21 protein-coding genes are annotated in these 23227 nt (G+C 71.2%); 10 read left to right on the forward strand and 11 right to left on the reverse strand.

The features are described 5' to 3' along the window. Positions 1-170 precede the first annotated feature (170 nt). Positions 171-1136, forward strand: coding sequence for an aldo/keto reductase (locus KFLA_RS25660; protein ID WP_012922744.1), 966 nt, complete (start codon positions 171-173; stop codon positions 1134-1136). Positions 1137-1152: 16 nt separating this feature from the next. On the opposite strand, the gene KFLA_RS25665 is transcribed toward KFLA_RS25660, so the two are convergent. Then, on the reverse strand, positions 1153-2481 hold the full coding sequence (locus tag KFLA_RS25665; protein ID WP_012922745.1) for an NAD(P)/FAD-dependent oxidoreductase: 1329 nt from the start codon (positions 2479-2481) through the stop codon (positions 1153-1155). Positions 2482-2645: 164 nt separating this feature from the next. On the opposite strand from KFLA_RS25665, the gene KFLA_RS25670 reads away from it, so the two are divergent. From KFLA_RS25670 to KFLA_RS25690, 5 genes are all read left to right on the forward strand, one after another. Beyond that, entirely contained in the window at positions 2646-2948 is a 303-nt protein-coding gene (locus KFLA_RS25670; protein WP_012922746.1) for a type 2 periplasmic-binding domain-containing protein, read from the forward strand. Positions 2949-3076: 128 nt separating this feature from the next. Continuing rightward, a complete protein-coding gene (locus KFLA_RS25675) occupies positions 3077-4477 on the forward strand; it encodes a mannitol dehydrogenase family protein (protein ID WP_012922747.1) in 1401 nt (466 codons plus the stop codon). Further along, positions 4474-5283: an HAD family hydrolase gene (locus KFLA_RS25680; RefSeq protein WP_012922748.1), complete on the forward strand. Its 810-nt coding sequence runs from the start codon at positions 4474-4476 to the stop codon at positions 5281-5283. The genes KFLA_RS25675 and KFLA_RS25680 overlap by 4 nt, the downstream gene beginning before the upstream one ends. After that, positions 5280-6401, forward strand: coding sequence for a CDP-glycerol glycerophosphotransferase family protein (locus tag KFLA_RS25685; RefSeq protein WP_012922749.1), 1122 nt, complete (start codon positions 5280-5282; stop codon positions 6399-6401). Before KFLA_RS25680 ends, KFLA_RS25685 begins: the two co-directional genes overlap by 4 nt. Then, positions 6388-7158 carry a phosphocholine cytidylyltransferase family protein gene (locus KFLA_RS25690; protein ID WP_012922750.1) on the forward strand — a complete coding sequence of 257 codons (771 nt, stop codon included), beginning with the start codon at positions 6388-6390 and terminating at the stop codon, positions 7156-7158. Before KFLA_RS25685 ends, KFLA_RS25690 begins: the two co-directional genes overlap by 14 nt. Positions 7159-7163: 5 nt before the next feature. Here KFLA_RS25690 and KFLA_RS25695 read toward each other — a convergent pair whose 3' ends face one another. Together KFLA_RS25695 and KFLA_RS25700 are read right to left on the reverse strand one after the other, a co-directional pair. Beyond that, positions 7164-8744 carry an ABC-F family ATP-binding cassette domain-containing protein gene (locus KFLA_RS25695; RefSeq protein WP_012922751.1) on the reverse strand — a complete coding sequence of 527 codons (1581 nt, stop codon included), beginning with the start codon at positions 8742-8744 and terminating at the stop codon, positions 7164-7166. A gap of 169 nt (positions 8745-8913) precedes the next feature. After that, on the reverse strand, positions 8914-9585 hold the full coding sequence (locus tag KFLA_RS25700) for a FadR/GntR family transcriptional regulator (protein ID WP_012922752.1): 672 nt from the start codon (positions 9583-9585) through the stop codon (positions 8914-8916). A gap of 454 nt (positions 9586-10039) precedes the next feature. Here KFLA_RS25700 and KFLA_RS25705 point away from each other — a divergent pair, with 454 nt between their 5' ends. From KFLA_RS25705 to KFLA_RS25710, 3 genes are read left to right on the forward strand one after another with little or no spacing between them, the layout of a single operon-like run. Further along, positions 10040-13897, forward strand: a complete 3858-nt coding sequence (locus tag KFLA_RS25705; protein ID WP_012922753.1) for a multifunctional oxoglutarate decarboxylase/oxoglutarate dehydrogenase thiamine pyrophosphate-binding subunit/dihydrolipoyllysine-residue succinyltransferase subunit — start codon at positions 10040-10042, stop codon at positions 13895-13897. 1 nt (position 13898) lies between these two features. Further along, positions 13899-14075 (forward strand): DUF6104 family protein, encoded by a 177-nt coding sequence (locus tag KFLA_RS38465; RefSeq protein WP_012922754.1) that lies wholly within the window; start codon positions 13899-13901, stop codon positions 14073-14075. A 26-nt stretch (positions 14076-14101) separates the two neighbouring features. Beyond that, complete coding sequence (locus KFLA_RS25710; protein WP_012922755.1) at positions 14102-14821, forward strand: AAA family ATPase; 720 nt, start codon at positions 14102-14104, stop codon at positions 14819-14821. Between the two features lie 30 nt (positions 14822-14851). Here the strand turns inward: KFLA_RS25710 and KFLA_RS25715 are convergent, their stop codons facing one another. Next, entirely contained in the window at positions 14852-15211 is a 360-nt protein-coding gene (locus KFLA_RS25715; protein WP_012922756.1) for an ArsR/SmtB family transcription factor, read from the reverse strand. 98 nt (positions 15212-15309) lie between these two features. On the opposite strand from KFLA_RS25715, the gene KFLA_RS25720 reads away from it, so the two are divergent. Further along, on the forward strand, positions 15310-16557 hold the full coding sequence (locus KFLA_RS25720) for a sodium/hydrogen exchanger (RefSeq protein ID WP_012922757.1): 1248 nt from the start codon (positions 15310-15312) through the stop codon (positions 16555-16557). A gap of 66 nt (positions 16558-16623) precedes the next feature. Here KFLA_RS25720 and KFLA_RS25725 read toward each other — a convergent pair whose 3' ends face one another. The 7 genes from KFLA_RS25725 to KFLA_RS25755 form a co-directional block, all read right to left on the reverse strand. Further along, positions 16624-16938, reverse strand: a complete 315-nt coding sequence (locus tag KFLA_RS25725) for a WhiB family transcriptional regulator (protein ID WP_012922758.1) — start codon at positions 16936-16938, stop codon at positions 16624-16626. A 138-nt stretch (positions 16939-17076) separates the two neighbouring features. Beyond that, positions 17077-18576, reverse strand: coding sequence for an FAD-dependent oxidoreductase (locus tag KFLA_RS35955; RefSeq protein ID WP_012922759.1), 1500 nt, complete (start codon positions 18574-18576; stop codon positions 17077-17079). 6 nt (positions 18577-18582) lie between these two features. Next, positions 18583-19458, reverse strand: a complete 876-nt coding sequence (locus KFLA_RS25735; protein ID WP_012922760.1) for an AurF N-oxygenase family protein — start codon at positions 19456-19458, stop codon at positions 18583-18585. Between the two features lie 30 nt (positions 19459-19488). Further along, the gene (locus KFLA_RS25740) at positions 19489-20091 is read right to left on the reverse strand and encodes a GNAT family N-acetyltransferase (RefSeq protein WP_012922761.1); all 603 of its coding nucleotides are present in this window, start codon (positions 20089-20091) and stop codon (positions 19489-19491) included. Positions 20092-20099: 8 nt separating this feature from the next. Beyond that, on the reverse strand, positions 20100-21068 hold the full coding sequence (locus KFLA_RS25745; RefSeq protein ID WP_012922762.1) for a zinc-binding dehydrogenase: 969 nt from the start codon (positions 21066-21068) through the stop codon (positions 20100-20102). Positions 21069-21241: 173 nt separating this feature from the next. Further along, on the reverse strand, positions 21242-21835 hold the full coding sequence (locus KFLA_RS25750; RefSeq protein ID WP_012922763.1) for a DUF1349 domain-containing protein: 594 nt from the start codon (positions 21833-21835) through the stop codon (positions 21242-21244). A 168-nt stretch (positions 21836-22003) separates the two neighbouring features. Continuing rightward, positions 22004-23221: an NAD(P)-dependent malic enzyme gene (locus KFLA_RS25755; protein ID WP_012922764.1), complete on the reverse strand. Its 1218-nt coding sequence runs from the start codon at positions 23219-23221 to the stop codon at positions 22004-22006. Positions 23222-23227: the final 6 nt, after the last annotated feature.

Raw genomic sequence — 23227 nt, forward strand, 5'->3', positions numbered from 1 at the left:
CACCCGCGCCGGCGTCACCCGCCTCCCCCGCGACTCGGTCGGGCCGCCTGTTCGCGGGTGACGCAGCCGTCGGACGCGTTGATCAGCGGGAGGCCGCGCCCGGCGACCGCCGGCGGCGGGTTGTGCGGCGTACTGTCTTGCTCGATCTCTTCCTGGAAGGTGATGCCGACGTGAAGATCTTTCCCACCGACCTGCGGATCGGGCTGGGCGGCGCCCCACTGGCCGGGCTGTTCACGCCGATCTCGGACGCCGACGCGACCACGACCGTCGAGGCGGCCTGGCAGGAGGGCTGGCGGTTCTTCGACACCGCGCCGCACTACGGACTCGGGCTGGCCGAGGAGCGCCTCGGCGCCGCGCTGGCCGGCAAGCCGCGGTCGGAGTACGTGCTGTCCAGCAAGGTCGGGCGGATCATCGACGAGGCCGACTCCGAGGCGCCCGACGACGAGGGGTTCGCGGTGACGTCGAAGCGCCGCCGCCGCTGGGACTTCAGCCGCGACGGCGTGCTGCGCAGCATCGAGGACTCGCTGCGCCGGATCGGCACCGACCGGCTGGACATCGTCTTCGTGCACGACCCGGACGACCACTACGACGAGGCGGTCGCGACCGCTTTCCCGACCCTGATCGAGCTGCGCGACCAGGGCGTGATCGGCGCGATCGGGTCCGGCATGAACCAGACCGCGATGCTCACCCGCTTCGTCCGGGAGGTCGACCTCGACGTCATCATGCTGGCCGGCCGCTACACCCTGATCGACCCCGACGGCCTGGACGACGTGCTGCCGGCCTGCGTCGAGAACGACGTCCAGGTGATCGCTGTCGGCGTCTTCAACTCCGGCCTGCTGGCCCGGCCCCGCCCGTCCGCCGACGCCACCTTCAACTACGCCCCCGCCGACGCCGCCCTGATCGCCAAGGCGAACCAGCTGGCCGACGTCTGCGACGCCCACGGCCTCACCCTGCCGTCAGCCGCCCTCGCCTTCCCCCTCTTCCACCCCGCCGTCGCCGGCATCGCCGTCGGCTGCCGCTCCGCCGCCGAGGTCCACGCCAACGCCACCCTCGCCCGCACCCAGGTCCCCACCCCCTTCTGGTCAGACCTGAAATCCACCGGCCTCCTCCGCGCGGACGCCCCGACCCCGAGCTGACCGGCGTACCGCGGGGTCAGTCGGGGGTTCGGGTGGTGGGGCCGCCGAGCATGACTTGCTGGCGGCGGGTGCCGTTGAGGGTGGTGGCGGCCCAGGTGGTGAGGACCGAGGCGCGGTTGCCCCAGCCGACCAGGAAGGCCAGGTGGACGGCGGCCCAGGCGAGTTTGCCGATCACGCCCTTGAGGCGCAGACCGCGGATGTCGGCGACGGCGTCGCCGGGGGAGATCGTGGCCATCGTGCCGAGGTCGAGGTACTTGAACGGCTCGTCGAAGGGCTCGCCCTCGAGAGTGTGCCGGATGACCTTGGCGACGTACTTGCCCTCCTGCATGGCCGGTTCCGCGATGCCGGGCAGGTTGGCGACGTTGGCCGCGTCGCCGATCACGAAGATCTCCGGATGCCCGGGCAGGCGGCAGTCCGGGCCGACGACGACCCGGCCGCCGCGGTCGGTCTCGGCGCCGATCGCCTTGGCCAGGTCCCGGGTCAGCGGCGACGCCTGCACGCCGGCCGTCCACAGGATCGTGCGGCCGTGGATCACCTGCTCGTGCTCGCCGGCCTTGAACGTGACCGCCGCCGGCTTCACGTCGGTCGCGAAGGCGCCCAGCACGATCTCCACGCCGAGCTTCTGCAGCCGCCGGTGGGTGTGCTTGCGCAGCGTCTCCGGGAACGCGCCGAGCACGCTGTCCGCGCCGTCGGCGAGCACGACCCGGACCTCGCTCAGGTCGAGGTCGCGGAACTGGTCCCGCAACGTCCGGCGGGCCATCGCCGCCAGCTGACCGGCCAGCTCCACGCCGGTCGGGCCGGCGCCGATCACCACGAACGTCATCCACTCGCGCCGCTCGTCCGGGTCCTCGGCGACCGCGGCCGCCTCGAAGGCGTGGATCAGCCGGTTCCGCAGCGTCACCGCCTGATCGATCGTCTTCATCGGCAGCGCGTCCCGAGCCCACTCCGGATGCCCGAAGTAGCTCGGCTCCGAGCCGGTCGCCAGCACCAGGTGGTCGTACGGCGCGGCGCGGCGGGTCCCGTCCGCCAGCTGCACCTGCACCGTCTGGCCGACCGGATCGACGTCGGTCGCCTCTCCCAGCAGCACCTTCGCGTTGCGCTGACCGGCGAAGATCTTGCGCAGCGCGGGCGCGATGTCGCCGGGCGCGAGCAACGAGGTCGACACCTGGTAGAGCAGCGGCTGGAACAGGTGGTGGTTGGTGCGGTCGATCAGCAGGACGTCGACGTCCGCGCGCCGCAGGTTCCGGACCACCTGGAGGCCGCCGAAGCCGCCGCCGACGACGACCACCCGGGGCCTGCGGGCCCCCCGGTCCGCCGCGGTCCGCTCGGGATCATCGGTCGCCATGGCAGCCTCCTGTTCGCGCGAGCCGGTGCTCAGGCGGTACCCGGACGACGCGGCGACATGCGCCCTCGCTCGACCCGCCGCCGCTCAGGTCACCCCGGCCCGGTAGCAAGCCTCAGCGACGGGTACAGCACCCCCGAGCCCGCACGCGAAGGGAGACGACCGAGATGGCAGCACGTCGGCGGTACGCCGTGGCGGCGTCGAGCCAGTGGATCGACGAGACCGGTACCCGCCTGCCCGGCGGCGAGGTGCACGCCTGGGAGCAGGGCCTGAACCAGACCGTCTGCGGCCTGCCGCTGAACCGGGCCCGGCTGCGCCGCTTCCCGCACGTTCCGTGGGAGGAAACCTTCGTCGAGACCGGCGGCGCCGCCGACGAGGTGCAGCGGCAGTGCCCGCGCTGCGCGGCGGTGGCGGGCAAGCGGGCCGCCGACCTCCGCCCGCGCTGGCGCCGGGTCAATCCGCGCCCCTGACCGTCACCGGACGGACACGTGACGTTCATCACGGGTAGCTGACACGTTTACAACTCCTGCGACGGGGCACCGGATTCCTCCGAGCGTTGGGCAGCAGGGTTCGGTGGATCGAGCCCCCAAGGAGTTCCATGGCCCTTCGTCGCACCCCGTCGACTCTCCCCGCCCCCGCCCGCAGGGTCGATCTCCCCAGCTACGACCGGACGGCGCTGACGCCGGCCGTCGTGCACTTCGGGGTCGGCGGCTTTCACCGCGCCCACCAGTTGAGCTACTTCGACGAGCTCGCCAGCCTGCGGGTGAACGACTGGGGCGTTGTCGGCGTCGGGATCAGCAGCCCCCGGATGGGTCAGGTCCTCAGCGGCCAGGACAATCTTTTCACCGTCGTCCAGCGCGGCTCGACCGCGAGCACTGCCCGGGTGGTCGGTGTGATGGTCGAGTACCTGCTGCTCGCCGAGGACCGCGACGCCGTCCTCGCGCGCCTGATCGATCCCCGCATCCGCCTGGTCACCCTGACGATCACCGGCGACGGGTACGCCGCCGGTGGAACCAGCGGCCGCCCGTCCGTCTTCACCGTCATCGCGGCCGCCCTGGACCTGCGGCGGCAGCGGGGCATCACCCCCTTCACCGTGCTGTCCTGCGACAACCTGCCGGACAACGGTGCGGCCGCCCGGAGCGCGGTGGTCGCCGCCGCCGAGCAACGCAGTACCGAGCTGGCCGCGTGGATCGACCGGTCGGTGGCCTTTCCCGACAGCATGGTGGACCGGATCACGCCCGTCACCAGCCCGGGCGACCGGCGGTGGATCGAGCAGGAGTTCCAGGTCAACGACGGCTGGCCGGTGATCACCGAGCCGTTCAGCCAGTGGGTGATCGAGGACCGCTTCGGCAACGAGCGGCCGCCGCTGGACCGGGTCGGCGTCCGGTACGTCGACGACGTGGCGCCGTACAAGCTGATCAAGACCAGGATGCTGAACGGCGCACACTGCGCACTCGGCTACCTCGGGACCCTGGCGGGCCACCGCCGGACCGACGAGGCGATGGCCGACCCGGTCATCGGGCGGTACGTGGCGAAGCTGCTCGCCGACGAGATCGCGCCGCTGCTGCCGCAGGACGTCCCGGGCATGGAGCTCGGCGAGTACCGACGTACGCTGATCGAGCGGTTCGGCAATCCGGCCGTGGGCGACGGGCTGGCGCGGCTGTGCCGGCGCGGCTCGACCAAGATGCCCGCCTACCTGTTGCCGTCGCTGCACGCGGCCCAAGCCGCCGGCCGGCCGCGTGACCTGCTGCTGCTCGCCGTCGCCGCCTGGTTGCGCTACCTGCACGGCGTCGGCCTGCGCAACGAGACCATCGAGGTCGAGGACGCCCGGCTGGCCGAGCTGCGAGCACTCGCCGCGCAGGGGCCTGCCGCCGTGCTCACCCTGACCGACGTCTTCGCCGACCTGGCCCACCACGACGACGACGTCCGCACGATCGAAACGATGATCAGCAGCCTCGACCACCGAGGCCTGACCCCGACGATGAGGACCTACCTTTGACCGCACCGATTCCCCGTCCGCACCCCCGCGGCGAAACCCTCCCGACGTCCGTCACCGACGCCGTCCAGGTCCTGCTGTGCGACGCCGACGGCAACCTGTTCCCGTCCGAGGAGCCGGCTTTCGCCGCGTCCGCGCAGGTGACGAACCGGTTCCTGACCGGACTCGGCGTGACCGGCGCCCTCAGCGCCGAGCAGCTGCGCCGCGCGACGACCGGGATGACGTTCCGGCGGACCGCGCTCGCGCTCGCGGCCGAGCACGGAGTCCACGAGGTTCCGGACCTCGAGGCCTGGGTGGACGAGGAGAAGCGTGTCGTCACCGCTCACCTCCAGCGAACGCTCACTCCCGACCGGTCCGTCATCGACCCGCTGACCGAGCTCGGGCGGCACCTGGTGCTCGCCGCGGTCAGCTCCAGTGCGCTGACCCGGCTGCACACCTGCCTGGCCGCCACCGGCCTGAACGAGCTGATCCGGACCGAGCTGGTGTTCTCCGCGGAGGACTCGCTGGCCACCCCGACGAGCAAGCCGGATCCGGCGATCTACCGGTACGCCTGTGAGCGGCTCGGCATCGAGCCCGCCGCCGGCCTCGCGGTCGAGGACTCGGTCCCGGGCGTTCGATCGGCCGTCGCGGCCGGCTGCCCCACGATCGGCAACGTCGTCTTCGTGCCCGCCGCCGAACGCGCGCAGCGAATCGCCGCTCTGCACGACGCCGGGGTGCTGACTGTGGTGTCCTCGTGGAACGAGCTCGCCGACCTGCTGCTTCCCGCGCTCGGACATCGTGCTGCGACCGCGGAGGTGCCTGTTCGATGAAGATCGTCTACAACGCCTTCGGCGGCCGGTACTGCGACAACCCGCGCGCGCTCTACGAGGAGCTCGTCGCCCGGGCCCCGGACCACGAGCACCTCTGGACCGCCGCACCGGCGTACCGGCAGGGCTTTCCGGCTGGGGTCCGGACCGTCCCGTACGGCAGCGACGCGTGCATCGAGGCGCTGGAGTCCGCCGACTACGTGGTGTCGAACGACCACCTCCCGCTCGATTGGAAGAAGCGGTCCGGCACCGTGTTCCTGCAGACCTGGCACGGCACTCCGCTGAAGCGCATCCACCACGACGTGCGCTGGGCCCCGGAAGGCAGGCTGGAGCGCCTCGACGAGGACGTCGCCACCTGGAACCACCTGCTGTCGCCGAACCGGGCGAGCACCGAGCGGCTACGCACCGCCTTCGGCTTCTCCGGCGAGCTGCACGAGACGGGGTACCCGCGCAACGACCTGCTCAGCTCACCGAGGCAGGCCACCGTGCGTGCCGAGGTCCGGGACCAGCTCGGCATTGCCGAGGGCACCACGGCGGTGCTCTACACGCCGACGTGGCGCGACGACCAGGTCTTCGCCGCGGACCAGCCGGACTTCACCCTGCAGCTCGACCTGGACGACTTCGCGCGCCGGCTCGGACGCGACCACGTGCTGCTGCTCAGGGTGCACAGCATGGTCGCCGACCGGCTCGCCGTACCGGCCGGGGCGCCGGTCGTGGACGTCTCGAACTTCCCCGACGTCCGTGACCTGTACGCCGCCGCGGACGTGCTGATCACCGACTACTCCTCGACGATGTTCGACTTCGCCGTCACCGGCCGGCCGATCGTGTACTTCACCTACGACCTGGAGAACTACCGCGATCAGCTGCGCGGGTTCTACTTCGATCTCGCGGAGGTCGCGCCCGGCCCGTTGCTGCGTACCAGCGCCGACGTCGTCGACGCCCTGCTCGACCTCGACCAGGTGACCGCGTCGCACCGGGACGCGTACGCGGCGTTCCGGCAGGCGTTCTGCCACCTGGAGGACGGTCACGCCACCGACCGCGTGATCGACCGCATCTTCCCGGACCTGACCGGGGCCACCCATCCGAAACCGCCACAAGGAGGCCAGTATGACCAGCGCTGACACCGAGCAGCCGAGCACCGGGACCAGGGTCCAGGCGGTCATTCTGGCCGCCGGCCTGGGGAGCCGTCTCGGTCGCGACCTGCCCAAGCCGCTCACCGTGCTGCGCGACGGGCGCACGATCCTGCGTCACCAGCTGGACGCGCTGCAGAGCGCGTTCGGCGAGGACCACTCGGTCACGCTGGTGGTCGGCTACAACGCCGGTCACCTGATGCTCGCCGCACCGCAGGCAGGCTTCGTGCAGAACCCGTACTACGCCACCACCAACACCAGCAAGAGCCTGTGGCGCGCGCTGCGGGTGTCCGGGCCGGGCGGCGTGCTGTGGATGAACGGCGACGTCGTCTTCGACCCCGCCGTGCTCGACCACATCGCGGAGGCGATCCACGCCGACCAGAGCTTCGTCTGCGTGGACACCGCGTCCGTCGCGGACGAGGAGGTCAAGTACACCGTCGACGCGCACGGCTTCATCGACCAGCTCTCCAAGACCGTGACCGGCGGGCTGGGCGAGGCGATCGGCATCAACTACGTCTCGGCCTGGGACAAGCCGACACTGATCGAGCACCTCGCCCGGTGCGACGACAACGACTACTTCGAGCGGGGCATCGAGACCGCGATCGCCGAGCGGGGACTGAAGATCCGCCCGCTCGACATCTCGGCCTACGCCGCGGTCGAGGTGGACTTCGAGGAGGACCTCGCCCGGGCGAACCTGCGCTGCGTACCGGTGCCGCCGTCGGACGCGGTCCCGGAGATGTCCGCCTAGGCGCCTCAGAGGGCGTCGATCTCGGCCAGCTCGTCGCCCTCGATCGCCAGCCAGCGGGTGATGCCGATCTCGCGCAGGAACGGCACGTCGTGGCTGGCGATCAGCAGCGCCCCGCGGTACGACGCCAGCGCGTCGCGCAACTGGTCGACGCTGGCCAGGTCGAGGTTGTTCGTCGGCTCGTCCAGCATCAGCAGCTGCGGGGGCGGTTCGGCGAGCAGCAGGGCGGCCAGCGTGGCCCGGAAGCGCTCGCCGCCGGACAGCGTGCGGACGGGCTGGTCGGCGGCCCGGCCACGGAACAGGAACCGGGCCAGCCGCGCCCTGCGCTCGTTGTTGTCCGCCCCGGGCGCGAGCAGAGCCAAGTTCTCCACGATGGACAGCTCGTCGCGGAGCAGGTCCAGCCGCTGCGGCAACAGCCGGTACGGGACCAGAGGAAGCGCTTCGCCGGTGACCGCGTGCAGCAGGGTGGACTTGCCCGCGCCGTTCGGGCCGACCAGTGCGATCCGCTCCGGACCGCGGATCTCCACGGTGGCGCGCAGCCCGGTCGGCAGGGCGTGGTCCTCCAGGCGCAGCACGATCCGGCCGGCGGGCACGTTCGTGTCCGGCAGGTCCACCCGGATGTGGTCGTCGTCGTGCACCTTCTCCTCGGCCTCGGCAAGGGCTTCCTGAGCCGCGTCCAGCCGTCCGCTGTGCAGGTCGAGGTGCTTGCCGGCCGACACCTGCGCCGACCGTTTCAGCGCGCCGGCGGCCATCTTCGAGACGCTGCCGGACTCGAACGCGCGCTGCCCGGCAGCCCGGCGGCGGTCCATCTTCATCCGTGCCTCGATCAGGTCGCGCTTCTGCTTGCGCACGTCGGACTCGGCCGTGCGCAGCATCCGCTCGGCCGCCTCCTGCTCGACCGCGACCGCCTGCTCGTACGCCGTCAGGTTGCCGCCGTACCAGGTCAGGTCACCCTTGCGCAGGTCGCCGATCTGGTCGACCCGGTCGAGCAGTTCACGGTCGTGGCTGACGATCAGCAGCGCCCCGCGGAACGCGTCCACCGCGTCGTACAGGTGCCGCCTGGCCCGCAGGTCGAGGTTGTTGGTGGGTTCGTCGAGCAGCAGGACGTCGGGGCGGCGCAGCAGTTCGGCGGCCAGCCCGAGCAGGATCGTCTCGCCGCCGGACAGTTCGCCGACGTGACGGTCCAGGCCGATCGCGCCGAGGCCGAGCCGGCCGAGCAGCGCCTCGGCACGTTCCTCGACGTCCCAGTCGTCACCGACCCGGGCGAAGTTGCGCTCGGAGGCGTCGCCCTGCTCGATCGCGGTGATGGCCTGCCGGACGCCGTCGATGCCGAGGGCGGCGTCGACACGCAGCGCCGTGTCCAGGGTCAGGTCCTGCGGGAGGTAGCCGAGCTCGCCGGTGACCCGGATCGAGCCGCGTTGCGGGGTCAGCCGGCCGGCGACGAGCCGGAGCAGCGTCGACTTGCCGGCGCCGTTGCGCCCGACCAGCCCGGACCGGACCGGCCCGAGCGCGAAGGAAAGGCCGTCGAACAGCACGTCGCCGTCCGGCCAGGCGAAAAAGAGGTCACTGCAGGTCAGGGATACGTTCATGGGTGTGCTCCGAGATCTCGAACGAGACCGCGCACCGACCGGTGGCGATCAACCGCTGCTGGTGAGAGACCTCAGTTCGACAACCCGCACCCCTGACGTAGGCGATGTGACGTCACTCAGGGTCCCACGGCCCGCCGGCCGGCTCAACGGAATTCTCCGGAGCACCGCCCTAGCGCGCCTTGCGGAGCCAGGACTCGACGCCGGCGATGTGCGCGGTCATCCACGCGCGGGCGGCCTCGGCGTCGCGCTGCTCGAGCGCGTCGAGAATCGCGGTGTGCTCGGTCAGCGTTCGGTCGACCGCGCCGGCCTGGGTGACGCCGCGCCAGATCCGGGCCCGCTGGGTGGCACCGGAGATGCCGTCGAGCAACGAGCAGACCACCGCGTTGCCGGTCGCCTCGGCGATGCCGCGGTGGAACCGCAGGTCGTTGGCGACCAGTTCGTCGACGCCGGCCTGCGGGGTCAGCTCACCGGTGAGCGAGCGCAGCCCGGCCAGCTGCTCGGCCGAGATCCGTACGGCGGCGATCGCGGCGACACCGGGCTCGAGCAGCCGGCGGACCTCGAAGAACTGCAGGATCGAGTCGTCGCGGTGCAGGTCGACCATGAAGCTGAGCGCGTCGAGCAGGTGCGCGGAGTCCAGGCTGGTCACGTAGGTGCCGTCGCCGTGCCGGACGTCGAGCACGTTGACCAGCGTCAGCGCCTTGACCGCCTCCCGCAAGGAGTTCCGCGACAGGCCAAGCCGGGCGGCGAGGTCGGCTTCCCTCGGCAACCGGTCGCCGGGGCCGAGCTCGCCGGAGGTGATCATCTCCTTGATCTTGACGATCGCCTCGTCCGTCAGCGCCATCCGCTCAGTATGCCGTGACCGAGCCAATTCAGAGGAACTGGACTGATGCTTCACGTGACCTTCGCCACATCGCGCGCCGGAGGCAGCCCTTGCGGTCAGCGATGATCCTGGTGCATACAGTGGGCACCTGAGCGTGAACAAGCCTGTGGCGAGCCTTCGGCAGGGTGCCGGATCCCCACCTCTGCAACGTGTCCGGGAGCCGGTTCCGGTCGTGCCGCGGCCGATCCGGGACCCGCTCGGCGGCATACCGCTGAAACACCGGAAACGCAGGTGTTCCAGCGCCCGGTCGGCCCACGCCCCGCGGCGGGACCACTCGACACACTGGTCCGGTGGTCCCGGGCTGTAGATGTGATGCAGGTGCTATTAGCCTTGCCTTCGGGAGCTGCCCCCCGACAACTCCGCCACACCCAGCACAGTGGTATCAGACCCGCAATCGGAAGAGGCGAACTGCCAAGTGGCCACCGAGCCATCAGACACCAATCCCCTTGCAGCCTTCGGAAGCAACGAATGGCTGGTCGACGAGATGTACGAGAAGTACCAGCAGGATCCGAAGTCGGTGGATCCGGCCTGGCAGACCTACTTCGAGAGCGACGGATTCAAGGGATCCGGACCGGGTGACGCGAAGCCGGTGACGACCGGCCCGGCCGACGCTCCCCGACCCGATGCGGTGTCGGACAACAAGACCCCGGAGGCCGCCGTCCGCGGGACGACCGCGACCGCCCCGGCCGCGAGCAAGCCGGCCGCGCAGGCCGCCGCCCGCACCCCGGAGCAGGCCGCTCCGCCGACCACGGCGTCCACGGCCCAGCCGGCTCAGAGCCGGCCGGCCCAGACCCAGCCCCCGGCGTCCGCCCAGCAGACCGCGCCCGCCGCGAGCGGCGCGCCGACCGGAGGAACGGTGAACCAACCGCCCAGCGCGCAGCCCAAGCCCGCCCCGGCGACCAGCACGGACGCGGAGCGCAAGGTCCTGCGGGGCGCTCCGGCCCGGACCGCGCAGAACATGGAGACCAGCCTCCAGGTCCCCACCGCGACCAGCGTCCGCCAGGTGCCGGTCAAGCTGCTGATCGACAACCGCATCGTCATCAACAACCACCTCAAGCGCGCCCGCGGCGGCAAGATCTCCTTCACTCACCTGATCGGCTGGGCGCTGGTGAAGGCACTGAAGACGCTGCCGGAGATGAACGCGTCGTACGACGAGACCGAGGGCAAGCCGACCCTGGTCCAGCCGGCCCACATCAACCTGGGCCTGGCCATCGACATGGCCAAGCCGGACGGCACCCGGCAGCTGCTGGTGCCGTCGATCAAGGCCGCCGAGACGATGACGTTCGCCGAGTTCTGGATGGCCTACGAGGACATCGTGCGCCGGGCCCGGGACAACAAGCTGGCGCTGCCCGACTTCCAGGGCACCACGATCAGCCTGACCAACCCCGGCACGATCGGCACCCAGCACTCGGTGCCGCGGCTGATGAGCGGCCAGGGCTGCATCATCGGCGTCGGCGCGATGGAGTACCCGCCGGAGTACCAGGGCGCGGCCGAGGAGACGATGGCCAAGCTCGCGGTCAGCAAGGTGATGACGCTGACCTCGACGTACGACCACCGGATCATCCAGGGCGCCCAGTCGGGTGAGTTCCTGCGCAAGATCCACCAGCTGCTGCTCGGCGAGGAGGGTTTCTACGACGAGATCTTCCAGAGCCTGCGGATCCCGTACGAGCCGATCCGCTGGGCCGCCGACCTCCCGCACAGCCACGAGGAGGACATCAGCAAGCAGGCCCGCATCCTCGAGCTGATCCACGCCTACCGGGTGCGCGGCCACATCATGGCCGACACCGACCCGCTGGAGTACAAGCAGCGCAGCCACCCCGACCTCGACGTGGCCACCCACGGGCTGACCCTGTGGGACCTGGACCGCGAGTTCGCCACCGGCTCGTTCGGGGCCGCGACCGACCGCCGGTTCATGAAGCTGCGGGAGATCCTCGGCATCCTGCGCGACTCGTACTGCCGGACCACCGGCGTCGAGTACATGCACATCCAGGACCCCGAGCAGCGCAAGTGGCTGCAGGAGCGGATCGAGCGGCCGCACACCAAGCCGCCGCGCGAGGAGCAGCTGCGGATCCTGGCCAAGCTGAACGAGGCCGAGGCGTTCGAGACCTTCCTGCAGACCAAGTACGTCGGCCAGAAGCGGTTCTCGCTGGAAGGCGGCGAGACCACCATCCCGCTGCTCGACGAGCTGTGCGAGGAGGCCGCCGGCGCCGGGCTGGACGAGGTCGTCATCGGGATGGCGCACCGCGGCCGGCTGAACGTGCTGGCCAACATCGTCGGCAAGTCGTACGGGCAGATCTTCCGCGAGTTCGACGGCAACATCGACCCGCGCACGGTCCAGGGCTCCGGTGACGTCAAGTACCACCTGGGCGCCGAGGGCGAGTTCGTCTCCGAGTTCGGCGACAAGATCAAGGTGTCGGTGGCGGCGAACCCGTCGCACCTGGAGACCGTCGACCCCGTGCTCGAGGGCATCGTCCGGGCCAAGCAGGACATTCTCGACCGCGGCGCCGCGTTCCCGGTGCTGCCGGTCCTGGTGCACGGCGACGCGGCCTTCGCCGGCCAGGGCGTCGTGGCCGAGACGCTGAACCTGTCCCAGCTGCGCGGCTACCGCACCGGCGGCACGATCCACGTGATCGTGAACAACCAGGTCGGCTTCACCACCTCGCCGGCCTCGTCGCGCTCGTCGATGTACTGCACCGACGTCGCGCGCATGGTGCAGGCGCCGATCTTCCACGTGAACGGCGACGACCCCGAGGCCTGCATCCGGGTCGCCTCGCTGGCCTTCGAGTACCGCCAGGCGTTCAACAAGGACGTCGTCATCGACCTGGTCTGCTACCGCCGCCGGGGCCACAACGAGGGCGACGACCCGAGCTTCACCCAGCCGCTGATGTACGACCTGATCGAGCAGAAGCGGTCGGTGCGCAAGCTCTACACCGAGGCGCTGATCGGCCGTGGCGACATCACCGTCGAGGAGGCCGAGCAGGCGATGCGCGACTTCCAGCAGCGGCTGGAGCGGGTGTTCACCGAGGTGCGGGAGGCGAAGAGCCAGCCCGACACCCCGGCGCCGTACGTGACCGTGCCGGTCTACCCCGACAAGCCGGAGGGCCCGGACGCGACCGCGACCACGCCCGAGGTGCTGAAGAAGATCGCCGACGCGTACACCACGCTGCCGGAGGGCTTCACCGCGCACCCGAAGGTGCTGCCGCAGCTGCAGCGCCGGGCCGCCGCGATCACCCAGGGGCCGGTCGACTGGGCCAGCGCCGAGATCACCGCGTTCGGCTCGCTGCTGCTGGCCGGGCGCCCGGTCCGGCTGGCCGGTCAGGACAGCCGCCGCGGCACGTTCGTGCAGCGGTTCGCCGCGATCATCGACCGGGTCAACGGGCAGGACCACGTCCCGCTGCAGCACCTGGGCGAGGACCAGGCGAACTTCTACGTCTACGACTCGCTGCTCAGCGAGTACGCCGCGCTCGGCTTCGAGTACGGCTACTCGGTGGCCCGGCCGGACGCGCTGGTGCTCTGGGAGGCCCAGTTCGGCGACTTCGTCAACGGCGCCCAGTCGATCATCGACGAGTACATCTCGGCCGGTGAGGCGAAGTGGGGCCAGAAGTCCGGGGTCGTGCTGCTGCTGCCGCACGGCTACGAGGGCCAGGGCCCGGACCACTCCTCGGCCCGGATCGAGCGGTTCCTGACGCTGTGCGCGGAGAACGCGATGACCGTGGCGCAGCCGTCCACGCCGGCGTCGTACTTCCACCTGCTGCGGCGGCACACGCTGCAGGAGGAGCACAACCCGCTGATCGTCTTCACGCCGAAGCAGCTGCTGCGGCGCAAGGAAGCGGTGTCGCAGCCGGAGGAGCTCACCAGCGGCTCGTTCCGCCCGGTGCTGAACGACTCCGACGCCGAGCAGAACCCGGCCACCGTGGAGCGGGTCATCCTGGCCTCGGGCCGGATCAGCTACGACCTGCTGGCCGAGCGCAAGAAGGTCGAGCCGGACAAGATCAGCACCGCCGTGCTGCGGGTCGAGCAGCTCTACCCGCTGCCGACCGAGCAGATCAAGGCGGAACTGGCGAAGTACCCGAACGCGACCGAGATCCGCTGGGTGCAGGACGAGCCGGCGAACCAGGGTCCGTGGCCGTTCATGGCGCTGAACCTGACCGAGCACCTCGGCGGCAAGCCGTTCTACCGGGTCTCCCGGCCCGCGATGTCGGCGCCGTCGGTCGGCTCGATGGGTGTGCACCAGGCCGAGCAGGCGACGCTGCTGAAGCAGGCGTTCAGCTGACGTGTACTTCACCGACCGAGGGATCGAGGAGCTCGAGGGCCGGCGGGGCGAGGAGGACGTCTCGCTGGCCTGGGTGGCCGAGCGGCTGCGCGAGTTCGTCGACCTGAACCCCGAGTTCGAGACGCCGATCGAGCGCTTCGCCACCTGGCTGGCCCGGCTCGACGACGAGGACGACTGATCCTCCTGCTGGTCTAGGCTGAGCGGATGCCCTTCGCCGACCACCCCGTACGCCGGGTGGCCGCGGCGGAGGGCGTTCGGCCGTCCGGGCACTGGCCGCACACGATTCCCGCGGTCCGGCAGCTGCTCACCGACGGGCTCGACCTGGGCCCCGGCGTCACCTTCCTGGTCGGCGAGAACGGCGCGGGCAAGTCGACGCTGGTCGAGGCGGTCGCGGTCGCCTTCGGCATGTCGCCGGAGGGCGGGTCGACCGGGGCCCGGCTGACCACGCGTGCCAGCGAGTCACCGTTGTCGCAGGACCTCGTGCTGACCAGGGGCGCCGGCGCGTCGAAGGCCGGGTTCTTCCTGCGGGCCGAGACGATGCACGGCTTCTACACCTACCTGGAGGAGAATCCGGGCGCCCGGCCGGAGCCGGTGTTCCACGAGATGAGCCACGGCGAGAGCTTTCTCGCCCTGATCGGCGACCGCTTCACCCGCCGGGGCCTCTACTGCCTGGACGAGCCCGAGTCGGCGCTGTCGTTCTCGTCCAGCCTCGCCGTGGTCGGCGTTCTGAACGAGCTGGCGCGGTCCGGCTCGCAGGTGCTGTGCGCGACCCACTCCCCCGTCATCGCGGCACTGCCCGGCGCGACCATTCTCGAGGTCGGCGACTGGGGCATCCGGGAGTCCGCCTGGGAGGAGCTGGAGCTGGTGCAGAACTGGCGGGCGTACCTGGACGGACCCCAGCGGTACCTGCGGCACATTCTCTAGCCGGCGGCCGGGGGCCAGGCGGCGGCTGGGTCAGTCGGCAGCGTGCGGTGGCCGGGTGCGCAGCGGCGGGTCGGGGGCCAGCGAGCCGTCGGGGGCGATGTGCTCGAAGATCTGGTCGACCAGGTTCAGCACGTGCGGGTCGTCGACCGTGTAGATGTGCCGCCGCCCCTCCCGCCGGGCGGTGATGATGCCGGCCAGCCGGAGCTTGCCGAGGTGCTGGCTGGCCGTCGCGATGCTGACGCCGGCGCGATCGGCCAGCGTGCCCACGTCGTACTCGCCCTGGGCGGCCAGGGAGACCAGATGCAGCCGCACCGGCGCGGACAGCATCGCGAAGGTGCCGGCGGCGGACTCCAGCTGGGCCTTCGTCGGTTCGGGGAACGGTGTTGTCATCTCGCGGTCATTGTGACCGGTGCAGCGGGTCCTGGGCAGGCGGCAGGCCGGTGGTGAGCACCATCTCACACTTTCGCAATTGCGAAAGTATCGAAACGATGACTAATCTGGACGGCATGGTCAGAGCTCTCCGCCCCGTGCTCCTCTGTCTCGCGGTGGCGGTTCCCGCGGTGGCGTTGCGCGTCACCGGAGTCCACCCAGCGGCCCCGCTGGCGATCATGGTCTTCGGTCTCGGTGTGGTCGCCGCCTCGTTCGTGCTCGCCTGGGCCGCCGAGGCCGCCGAGCTGGACATCTCCGGCGGGCTGGCGATCGCGCTGCTCGCGGTCATCGCCGTGCTTCCGGAGTACGCGGTCGATCTGTACTTCGCCCACACCGCCGGCAGCCAGCCGGAGTACGTCCAGTACGCCGCGGCCAACATGACCGGCTCCAACCGCCTCCTGCTCGGCCTCGGCTGGTCCAGCGTCGTCCTGGTCAGCCTGTACGTCGCCAGCCGGCGCAGCGGTCGTTCCGTCCGGTCCCTGGTGCTCGACTCGGGCTACCGGCGAGAGCTGGGCTTCCTGTCGATCGCCGGTGTGGTGGCGTTCGTCATCCCGCTCACCGGTCAGATCCACCTCGTGCTGGGCATCGCGCTGCTCGCGTTCTTCGCGTACTACCTGTGGCGGGCGGCGGCCAGCGAGCACGGCGACGAGCCCGAGCTGATCGGTCCGGCGGCGCGGATCGGCGCCCTGCCGAAGGTGCAGCGTCGGCTCACGGTGGTCGCCATGTTCGCGCTGGCGGCCGGAGTGATCCTGGCGGCGGCCGAGCCGTTCGCCGACTCGCTGGTCGAGGGCGGGCACGCGCTGGGCATCGACCAGTTCCTGCTGGTCCAGTGGCTGGCTCCGCTCGCCTCGGAGGCGCCGGAGTTCATCATCGCGCTGCTGTTCGCCTGGCGCGGCAAGGGTGCGGCGGCGCTCGGCCTGCTGATCTCGGCCAAGGTGAACCAGTGGACCCTGCTGATCGGAAGCCTGCCGATCGCGTACGGCATCGGCGGCGGCCCGGCCGCGCTGCAGCTGGACGGGCGGCAGGTCGAGGAGTTCCTGCTCACCGCGACCCAGACGCTGCTCGGCATCGCGATCCTGCTGACGCTGCGCTTCCCCCGCTGGGCCGCCTGGACGCTGCTCGGGCTGTTCGCGGTCCAGTTCGCCGTACCGGGGCAGACCGGGCGGTACGTGCTCTGCGGCGTCTACGCCGCGCTCGCGCTGGCGACGTTCGTGCACCACCGCCGGGAGATCCTGCCGACGCTGGCCGAACCGTTCCGGCGGACGAAGCAGGCCGAGCAGCGCTCGGACGAGCTGATCGGCGTCTGAGTTCGGCGCCTGACGGCGAAGGGCCCGCGCGGTCAGCTCGGCTGACTGCGCGGGCCCTGGCACGTCTCAGCTGGCCTGCTGCTGCTCAACCTCGACCTCGACCTCGACGACCGTCGGACGGCGGCGCTCGGTCGGTCCGGGGCGGCCGCGACGCCGGCCGTCCAGGAACTTCTCCCCGGCCGCGGTGCCGGTGAACTTGGTCCGGCGGGCCCACTCCCGGCACTCGTCGAGCACCGGGCAGGCGGTCAGGCAGACCGCCCGCGCCTTGCGCTGTTCCCACTGACTCGCGGTCTCGTCGTACGCCGGCGCCTGGCCGACGCACGCGGCCTTCATCATCCAGCGGTCGGCGGGGTCGGCGATCACCGTCAAGGTCGGCCTCATGGGCACTCCTGCTCCCTCATCGATCGGGCGGATCGAGCTCGCGGGGAGAATCCCCGCGGGTAGGAACAGCTTGATCGCGAGTCGTTGCCCAGGTGCGACGGTTGTGTTTCAGGGAGGAAACGTCGCCGCCGAAAGCTGTCACAGCAGTGCCGGTGACACCTCGGCGCCGGTCAGCAAGGTACGCACGGTTTCCTCGGCGCAGGCCCGGTTGACGCCGATTCCGCCGCGGGCTCCCCGCTTGATCCACCCGGTGACGAAGTGCCCCGGCCGGCCGATCACCGCACCCCGCACGTTCGGCACGATTCCCAGCACGCCGTCGAACGGCAGCCCGTCGACCGGCTGCCCCACGAAACCGATCGCTGTGAAGAGGTTGCCGGCCCGGATCAGATCCCCAGCGGCTGTGCTCAGCCCGGCGGCCGGATCCCAACGGGTCGGCGTGGCACCGAACCGCAGCACCACCCGCCGCCCGGGCCTCGGCTCATTCGCCAGGTCGACCGGCTCCCGCCGAACACCCCGCAACAACTCCAGCCGCTCCGTACACTGCGCGTCCGCCCCCTGCGCTGCCTGGCGGGGGTGCGGGCGGCGGTCAGTGCTGCGAGCCGGCGCCCCCGCCGGCGTACGGGTCGTGCCCCACGCCCCGTCGGCGTCCTCCTGCCGGCTGAGCTCGGCCGGAACGTCGGTGTCGTCCAGGACGACCTCGACGCCGTCCAGCGCACGCAGGTCGCGGAAGGCGGACCCGGTGTACGCCGCGGACTCCGGACCGCGGCGGCCCAGGATCACCACCTCGGTGATTTCGCTCGCCCGCAACGTCTCACGTACCGCCGCAGGCAGGTCCAGCCCGGCCAGTCGTTCGGGCGTGCTGATCAGCAGCCGCGCCAGGTCCAGCGCGACGTTCCCGGTACCGACGATCACCGCACGCCGACCGGTCAGCTCGACCGGCACCTGCTGCGCGCCAGGGCGACCGTTGTACCAGGCAACCACCTCGGCCGCCGGACAGCTCCGCTCGCCGTGCTCTCCCGGAATCCCCAGCCGCCGGCTCCGGAACGCCCCGACCGCGTGCACCACCGCGTCGTACCGGCGTTCCAGCTCGGCCGCGACCGCCTCGGTCCCCGGCTGCCAGCGGACCCGCGGGTGCGCGGCGATCCGCTCGAAGGTGCCCAGGATCTGCTTCGTCAGCGGATGATCCGGCGCGACCCCGAAGCGCGCCAGCCCGCCCACCACCGGCAGCCGATCGATCAACGTCACCTCGGCCGTACTGCGCTGCAGCAACTCTCGCGTCGCGTACATCCCGGCCGGTCCCGCGCCGACCACCGCGACCCGGCGCGGCCCGCCCGTCCACCGGTCGAAGCGCGGCGGCTCCCAGGCGTCGAGGTCGAGTGCGTCCACCGCCGGCCGCTCGGCGAAGTACGCCGCATTCAGCGCGACGTCGATCGGCGCTGCCTTGTCGGCCGGCTGCGCCGCGTCCACCGGGCAGACCTCGGCACACGCGCCGCAGTCGATGCAGGTGCGCGGATCGATGAACAACCCGTCCGTCGTCCCGAACCCCGGCTCGCCCGGCGACGGGTGGATGCAGTTCATCGGGCACGCCGACACGCACCGCGCGTCCGCGCAGCAGTCCCCCGCGATCACGTACGTCATCGGCGGTCAGAGCAGTCCGGTCCGGCGGTAGACCCGCGCCGCCGCAGCGGTGAGCAGGCCGACCTCGCCGAGAAAGTCCATCAGGTTGGCGCAGCTGGACCGCAGCAACGCCCGGTGATGCTCGTTGCTCCGGGCCTCGCGGACCGCCCGGTCGGCGTCGAGCCCGGCGTTCGCGTACACCTCTCGGCCGACCATGCTGCTGACGATCATGTCGGCGGCCAGGGCGATCACCAGTGCGCTGGTCCAGCGCGCGGCCCGGCCGGTTCCGGCGATCCGCTGCCGGGTCTCCTCCCGGGCGAACACCATGTGCCGGGACTCCTCGACGACGTGGATGTGGTTCACCGTCCGGACCAGCGGGGCGACCCGGCGGTCGCGCATCCAGTCGCGCTGCATGACGTCGAGAACCTCCTCGGCGACCAGGATCGCGGCGTACGCCGTCTCCCCGGTGGCGACGGTCTTGAACGCCCGGCCGAGCTCGCGGGCGAGCAGCCGCGGCCGGTACTCGGCGTCCACCAGCTTGCCCGAGGCGCGCGCGAACATGATCGAGTGCCGGCACTCGTCGGCGATCTCGGTCAGCGCCCACTGGAACTCCGCGCTCGCCGGGCTGACGGAGTACACGTCCCGCAGGATCATCTGTTGCAGGATGAGCTCGAACCAGATCCCGGTCGACGCCACCGAGGCCGCCTCGTGCCGGGTCAGCAGCCGGCGCTGGGCCTCGGAGAGCTCCGCCCAGTACGCCGTGCCGTAGAGCGTGCTCCACTCCGGGCTCAGCCCGTAGTCGTCGGCGACCGGCTCGTCCCAGTCGATCTCCGTCGCGGGATCGCGGGACAGCTGGGCCGACGAGGCGAGCAGCCGCCGTGCGGTTTCGTCCGTGCCGTGCATGGAACACCTCCCGGCGAGATACAACATCCTTTATGTAACATAGAAGATGTAGTGAAGCCGGGCAAGCGCGGTCGGAGTGTTCCTTAACTGGGCGGGTCGCACCATCCGGATCTCCGGAACGCCGAAGAACTCCTCATCGGCGCGCGCCCCGTCCTCGGCGAAGCCATTGCGGCGGTAGAAGGCGCAGGCGCGGTCGTTGCCCTCCAGCACCCACAAGCTGGCCGCCTGCCGGCCGATCGCGACGTCGAGCAGCCGCTGCCCCAGCCCGGTCCCCCACCAGGCCTTGCGGGTGTAGATGGCGTACAGCTCGAGCGGGGTCGGCGCGTCCTCGTCCCGGGCCGGCCCGGGCGACGAGAACCCGATCACCCGATCCCGCACCGGTACGCCGGCCGCCGGGTTCAGCGCGAGCCAGCGGACGACACCCGCATCGATCGCCGCGGCCCATCGCTCGGTCCGGCGCCCGATCCCCTGCGGGTCGGTCTTCTCACGTAGTCGCTCCGGCGCCAGCAGTCCGGCGTACGCCTCCTGCCAGCACAGCAGGTGGCACCACGCTCCGGCCTCGGCATCGGCAACCGTGGCCCGCCGGATCTCGACCTCCGCAGAAGCCGCCCTGGTCCCGAAGTCTTCGGACATCGCCCCGGCTAGACGGTGAAGACGATCTTGCCGAACACGTCGCCGTCGTTCATCTTCGCGAAGCCGGTCCGGGCGTCGGCCAGCGGCAGCGTGGAGTCGATGTGCGGCGAGATGCCGGCGTTCGCCATGAACTGGACGAGCTCGGCCAGCTCCTGCCGCGTGCCCATCGTGGACCCCTGGACCCGCAGCTGCAGGAAGAAGATCCGGTTCAGCTCGGCGGATTTCGGCGCCTGGCCGCTGGTCGCGCCGGAGATCACCAGCGTGCCGCCCTGCTTCAGCGACTTCAGCGAGTGCGACCAGGTCGCCTGGCCGACGGTCTCCATCACCGCGTCCACCCGCGACGGCAGCCGCGCACCCGACTCGAACACGTCGTGCGCGCCGATCTCCAGCGCCCGGCTCCGTTTCGCGTCGTCCCGACTGGTCGCCCACACCCGGATCCCGGCTGCCCGCGCCAGCGTGATCAGCGCGGTCGCGACCCCACCACCCGCACCCTGCACGAGCACGGTGTCGCCCGGTTTGAGCCCTGACTGCGTGAACAGCATCCGGTACGCCGTGAGCCACGCCGTCGGCAGGCAAGCCGCCTGCTCGAAGCTCAACCCCGCCGGCTTCGGTACGACGTTGTGCGCGGGCACGGCCACCTTCTCCGCCAACGTGCCCTGGTACCGCTCGCTCAGCAACGACCGCTTCGGGTCGAGCGTCTCGTCCCCCTTGTACGCCGGGTCCGCGATCACCGCGTGCACCACGACCTCGTTGCCGTCCGGGTCGATGCCCGCCGCGTCGCACCCGAGAATCATCGGCAGACTCTGCTCCGCCAGCCCGACCCCCTTCAGCGACCACAGGTCATGGTGGTTCAGCGCCGACGCCTTGACGTCGACCACCACCCACCCGTCAGGCACCGTCGGCTCCGGCCGCTCCCCCACCTCGAGCGCGGAAACCGGGTCCTCGGCATCGAACTTGGCAGCATAGGCAGCAAGCATGGCCCCACCCTAGGCGCTGCCCCAACCCCCGTCAGTTAGCAACATCACCGCACCCCACCACCCCCTGACCATTTCCGGGGAGAACCCGCCAAGTGCTGGGTTCACCCCCGGTTTGACCGAGCGATGACCCAGCATTTAGCCGGTTATCCCCGGAAATGGTGCGGGGGGTGGGGTCAGTTGAGGTGGAGGGACGGGTCGGGGGTGGTGACGGCGAAGGAGGTGAAGCGGACGGTGAGGCCGGAGCGGGTGGGGGCGCAGCACATCGGGCCGGCGGCGGCTTCGGCGTCGGGGGCGAGGGGGGCCAGGCGGAGCAAACGCCAGGGTTCGTCCTCGCAGCGGGCGCGCAGGGTGACGGCGTCGCCGGAGCGGCTGGCGCGCAGGGTGACGTCGCGGCCGGCCCAGTCGGGCACGGGGGCCATCGACCAGTCGGAGCGGCCGTGGGTGACGACGGCGCCGAGGTGCGGTACGCCGTCGGTGTACTCGACGCCGGCCTTGATCCAGGTCTGCTCGTCGACCCGGATCAGCAGGCCGGCCTGGTCGTACAGTTGCTCGAACGCCGCCACGAAGCCGACCTCGATCGCGGCCTCGGTCGGGAAGTCGGTGAGCAGGGCGTGGCCGTCGTCGTGCACGAAGCCGTAGCTGGTGGTCCGCCAGAAGTCGCTGCCCCCGCGGGCCGTCACCAGCAAGTTGTTGCCGTCAGCAAGTACTGCCTCCGGCTGGTTCAGCCACGCCGCCTCGGACCACTCGATCGCACGCCTGTTCTCCACCCGCCAACCCTAACCGGAGCGTGAACAAGAACGCGGGACCTCGGACAGGTCCTGCCCTGTCCGGGGTACCGCGTACCTGTCCGAGGTCCGGCGTACCTGTCCGAGCCCGCGTACCTGTCCGAGGTCCCGCGTAGCTGTCCCAGGTCCCGGGAGCCGGAGCGCGACGGCTCAGGCGCGGGCTACTCCCTCGCGCTGCGCGGCCGCGGCGACCGCGGCGGCGACGGCCGGGGCGACGCGGGCGTCGAAGGGCGACGGGATGATGTAGTCCGGGCGCAGGTCCTCGGCCGGGATCAGCTCGGCCAGCGCGTCGGCCGCGGCGAGCTTCATGCCCTCGGTGATCCGGGTGGCGCCGGCGTCGAAGGCGCCGCGGAAGATGCCGGGAAAGGCCAGCACGTTGTTGATCTGGTTCGGGAAGTCCGACCGGCCGGTGGCGACGACGGCGGCGTACCGGTGGGCCAGGTCGGGGTGGACCTCCGGGTTCGGGTTGGCGAGCGCGAAGATCATCGCGCCGGGCGCCATCCGGGCGATCGCGTCCTCCGGCACCGTGCCGCCGGAGACGCCGAGGAAGACGTCGGCGCCGTCGAGCGCGTCCACCAGCCGGCCGGACAGCTGCGCGGTGTTGGTGTCGCGGGCCAGCGACAGCTTCACCGGGTTCAGGTCGGAGCGGTCCTCGTGCAGTACGCCCTTGCTGTCGACCACGGCGAGGTCACCGACGCCCGCCTGCAGCAGGATCCGCGCGCACGCGACCCCGGCCGCGCCGGCGCCGGAGATCACCACCCGGATGTCCCCGATCGACTTGCCGGTGACCCGCAGCGCGTTGGTCAGCGCGGCCAGCACCACGACCGCCGTACCGTGCTGGTCGTCGTGGAAGACCGGGATGTCCAGCCGCTCCTTGAGCCGCCGCTCGATCTCGAAGCAGCGCGGCGCGGAGATGTCCTCCAGGTTGATGCCGCCGAACGTCGGCGCCATCCGGACGACCGTCTCGACGAACTCGTCCACGTCGGTGCAGTCCAGCGCGATCGGCACCGAGTCGACGCCGCCGAACTCCTTGAACAGCAGCGCCTTGCCCTCCATCACCGGCAGCGCCGCCGCCGGGCCGATGTCACCCAGCCCGAGCACAGCGGTCCCGTCGGTGACGACGGCGACCACGTTCGACTTCCACGTGTAGGTGCGGACCAGCGACGGGTCCTGGTGGATCGCGGTGCAGACCCGGGCGACGCCGGGGGTGTAGGCCATCGACAGGTCGTCGGCGTCGCGGACCTGGATCGACGACGTGACCTCGATCTTGCCGCCGCGGTGCAGCTCGAAGACGGCGTCACCGGCGTACGGATCGGTGCCGGCAGGATTCACGGCGGACACGGCGGACGGAACAGCTTCGGCAACCATCGGAGA

The organism is Kribbella flavida DSM 17836 (assembly GCF_000024345.1).
GTDB lineage: Bacteria > Actinomycetota > Actinomycetes > Propionibacteriales > Kribbellaceae > Kribbella > Kribbella flavida.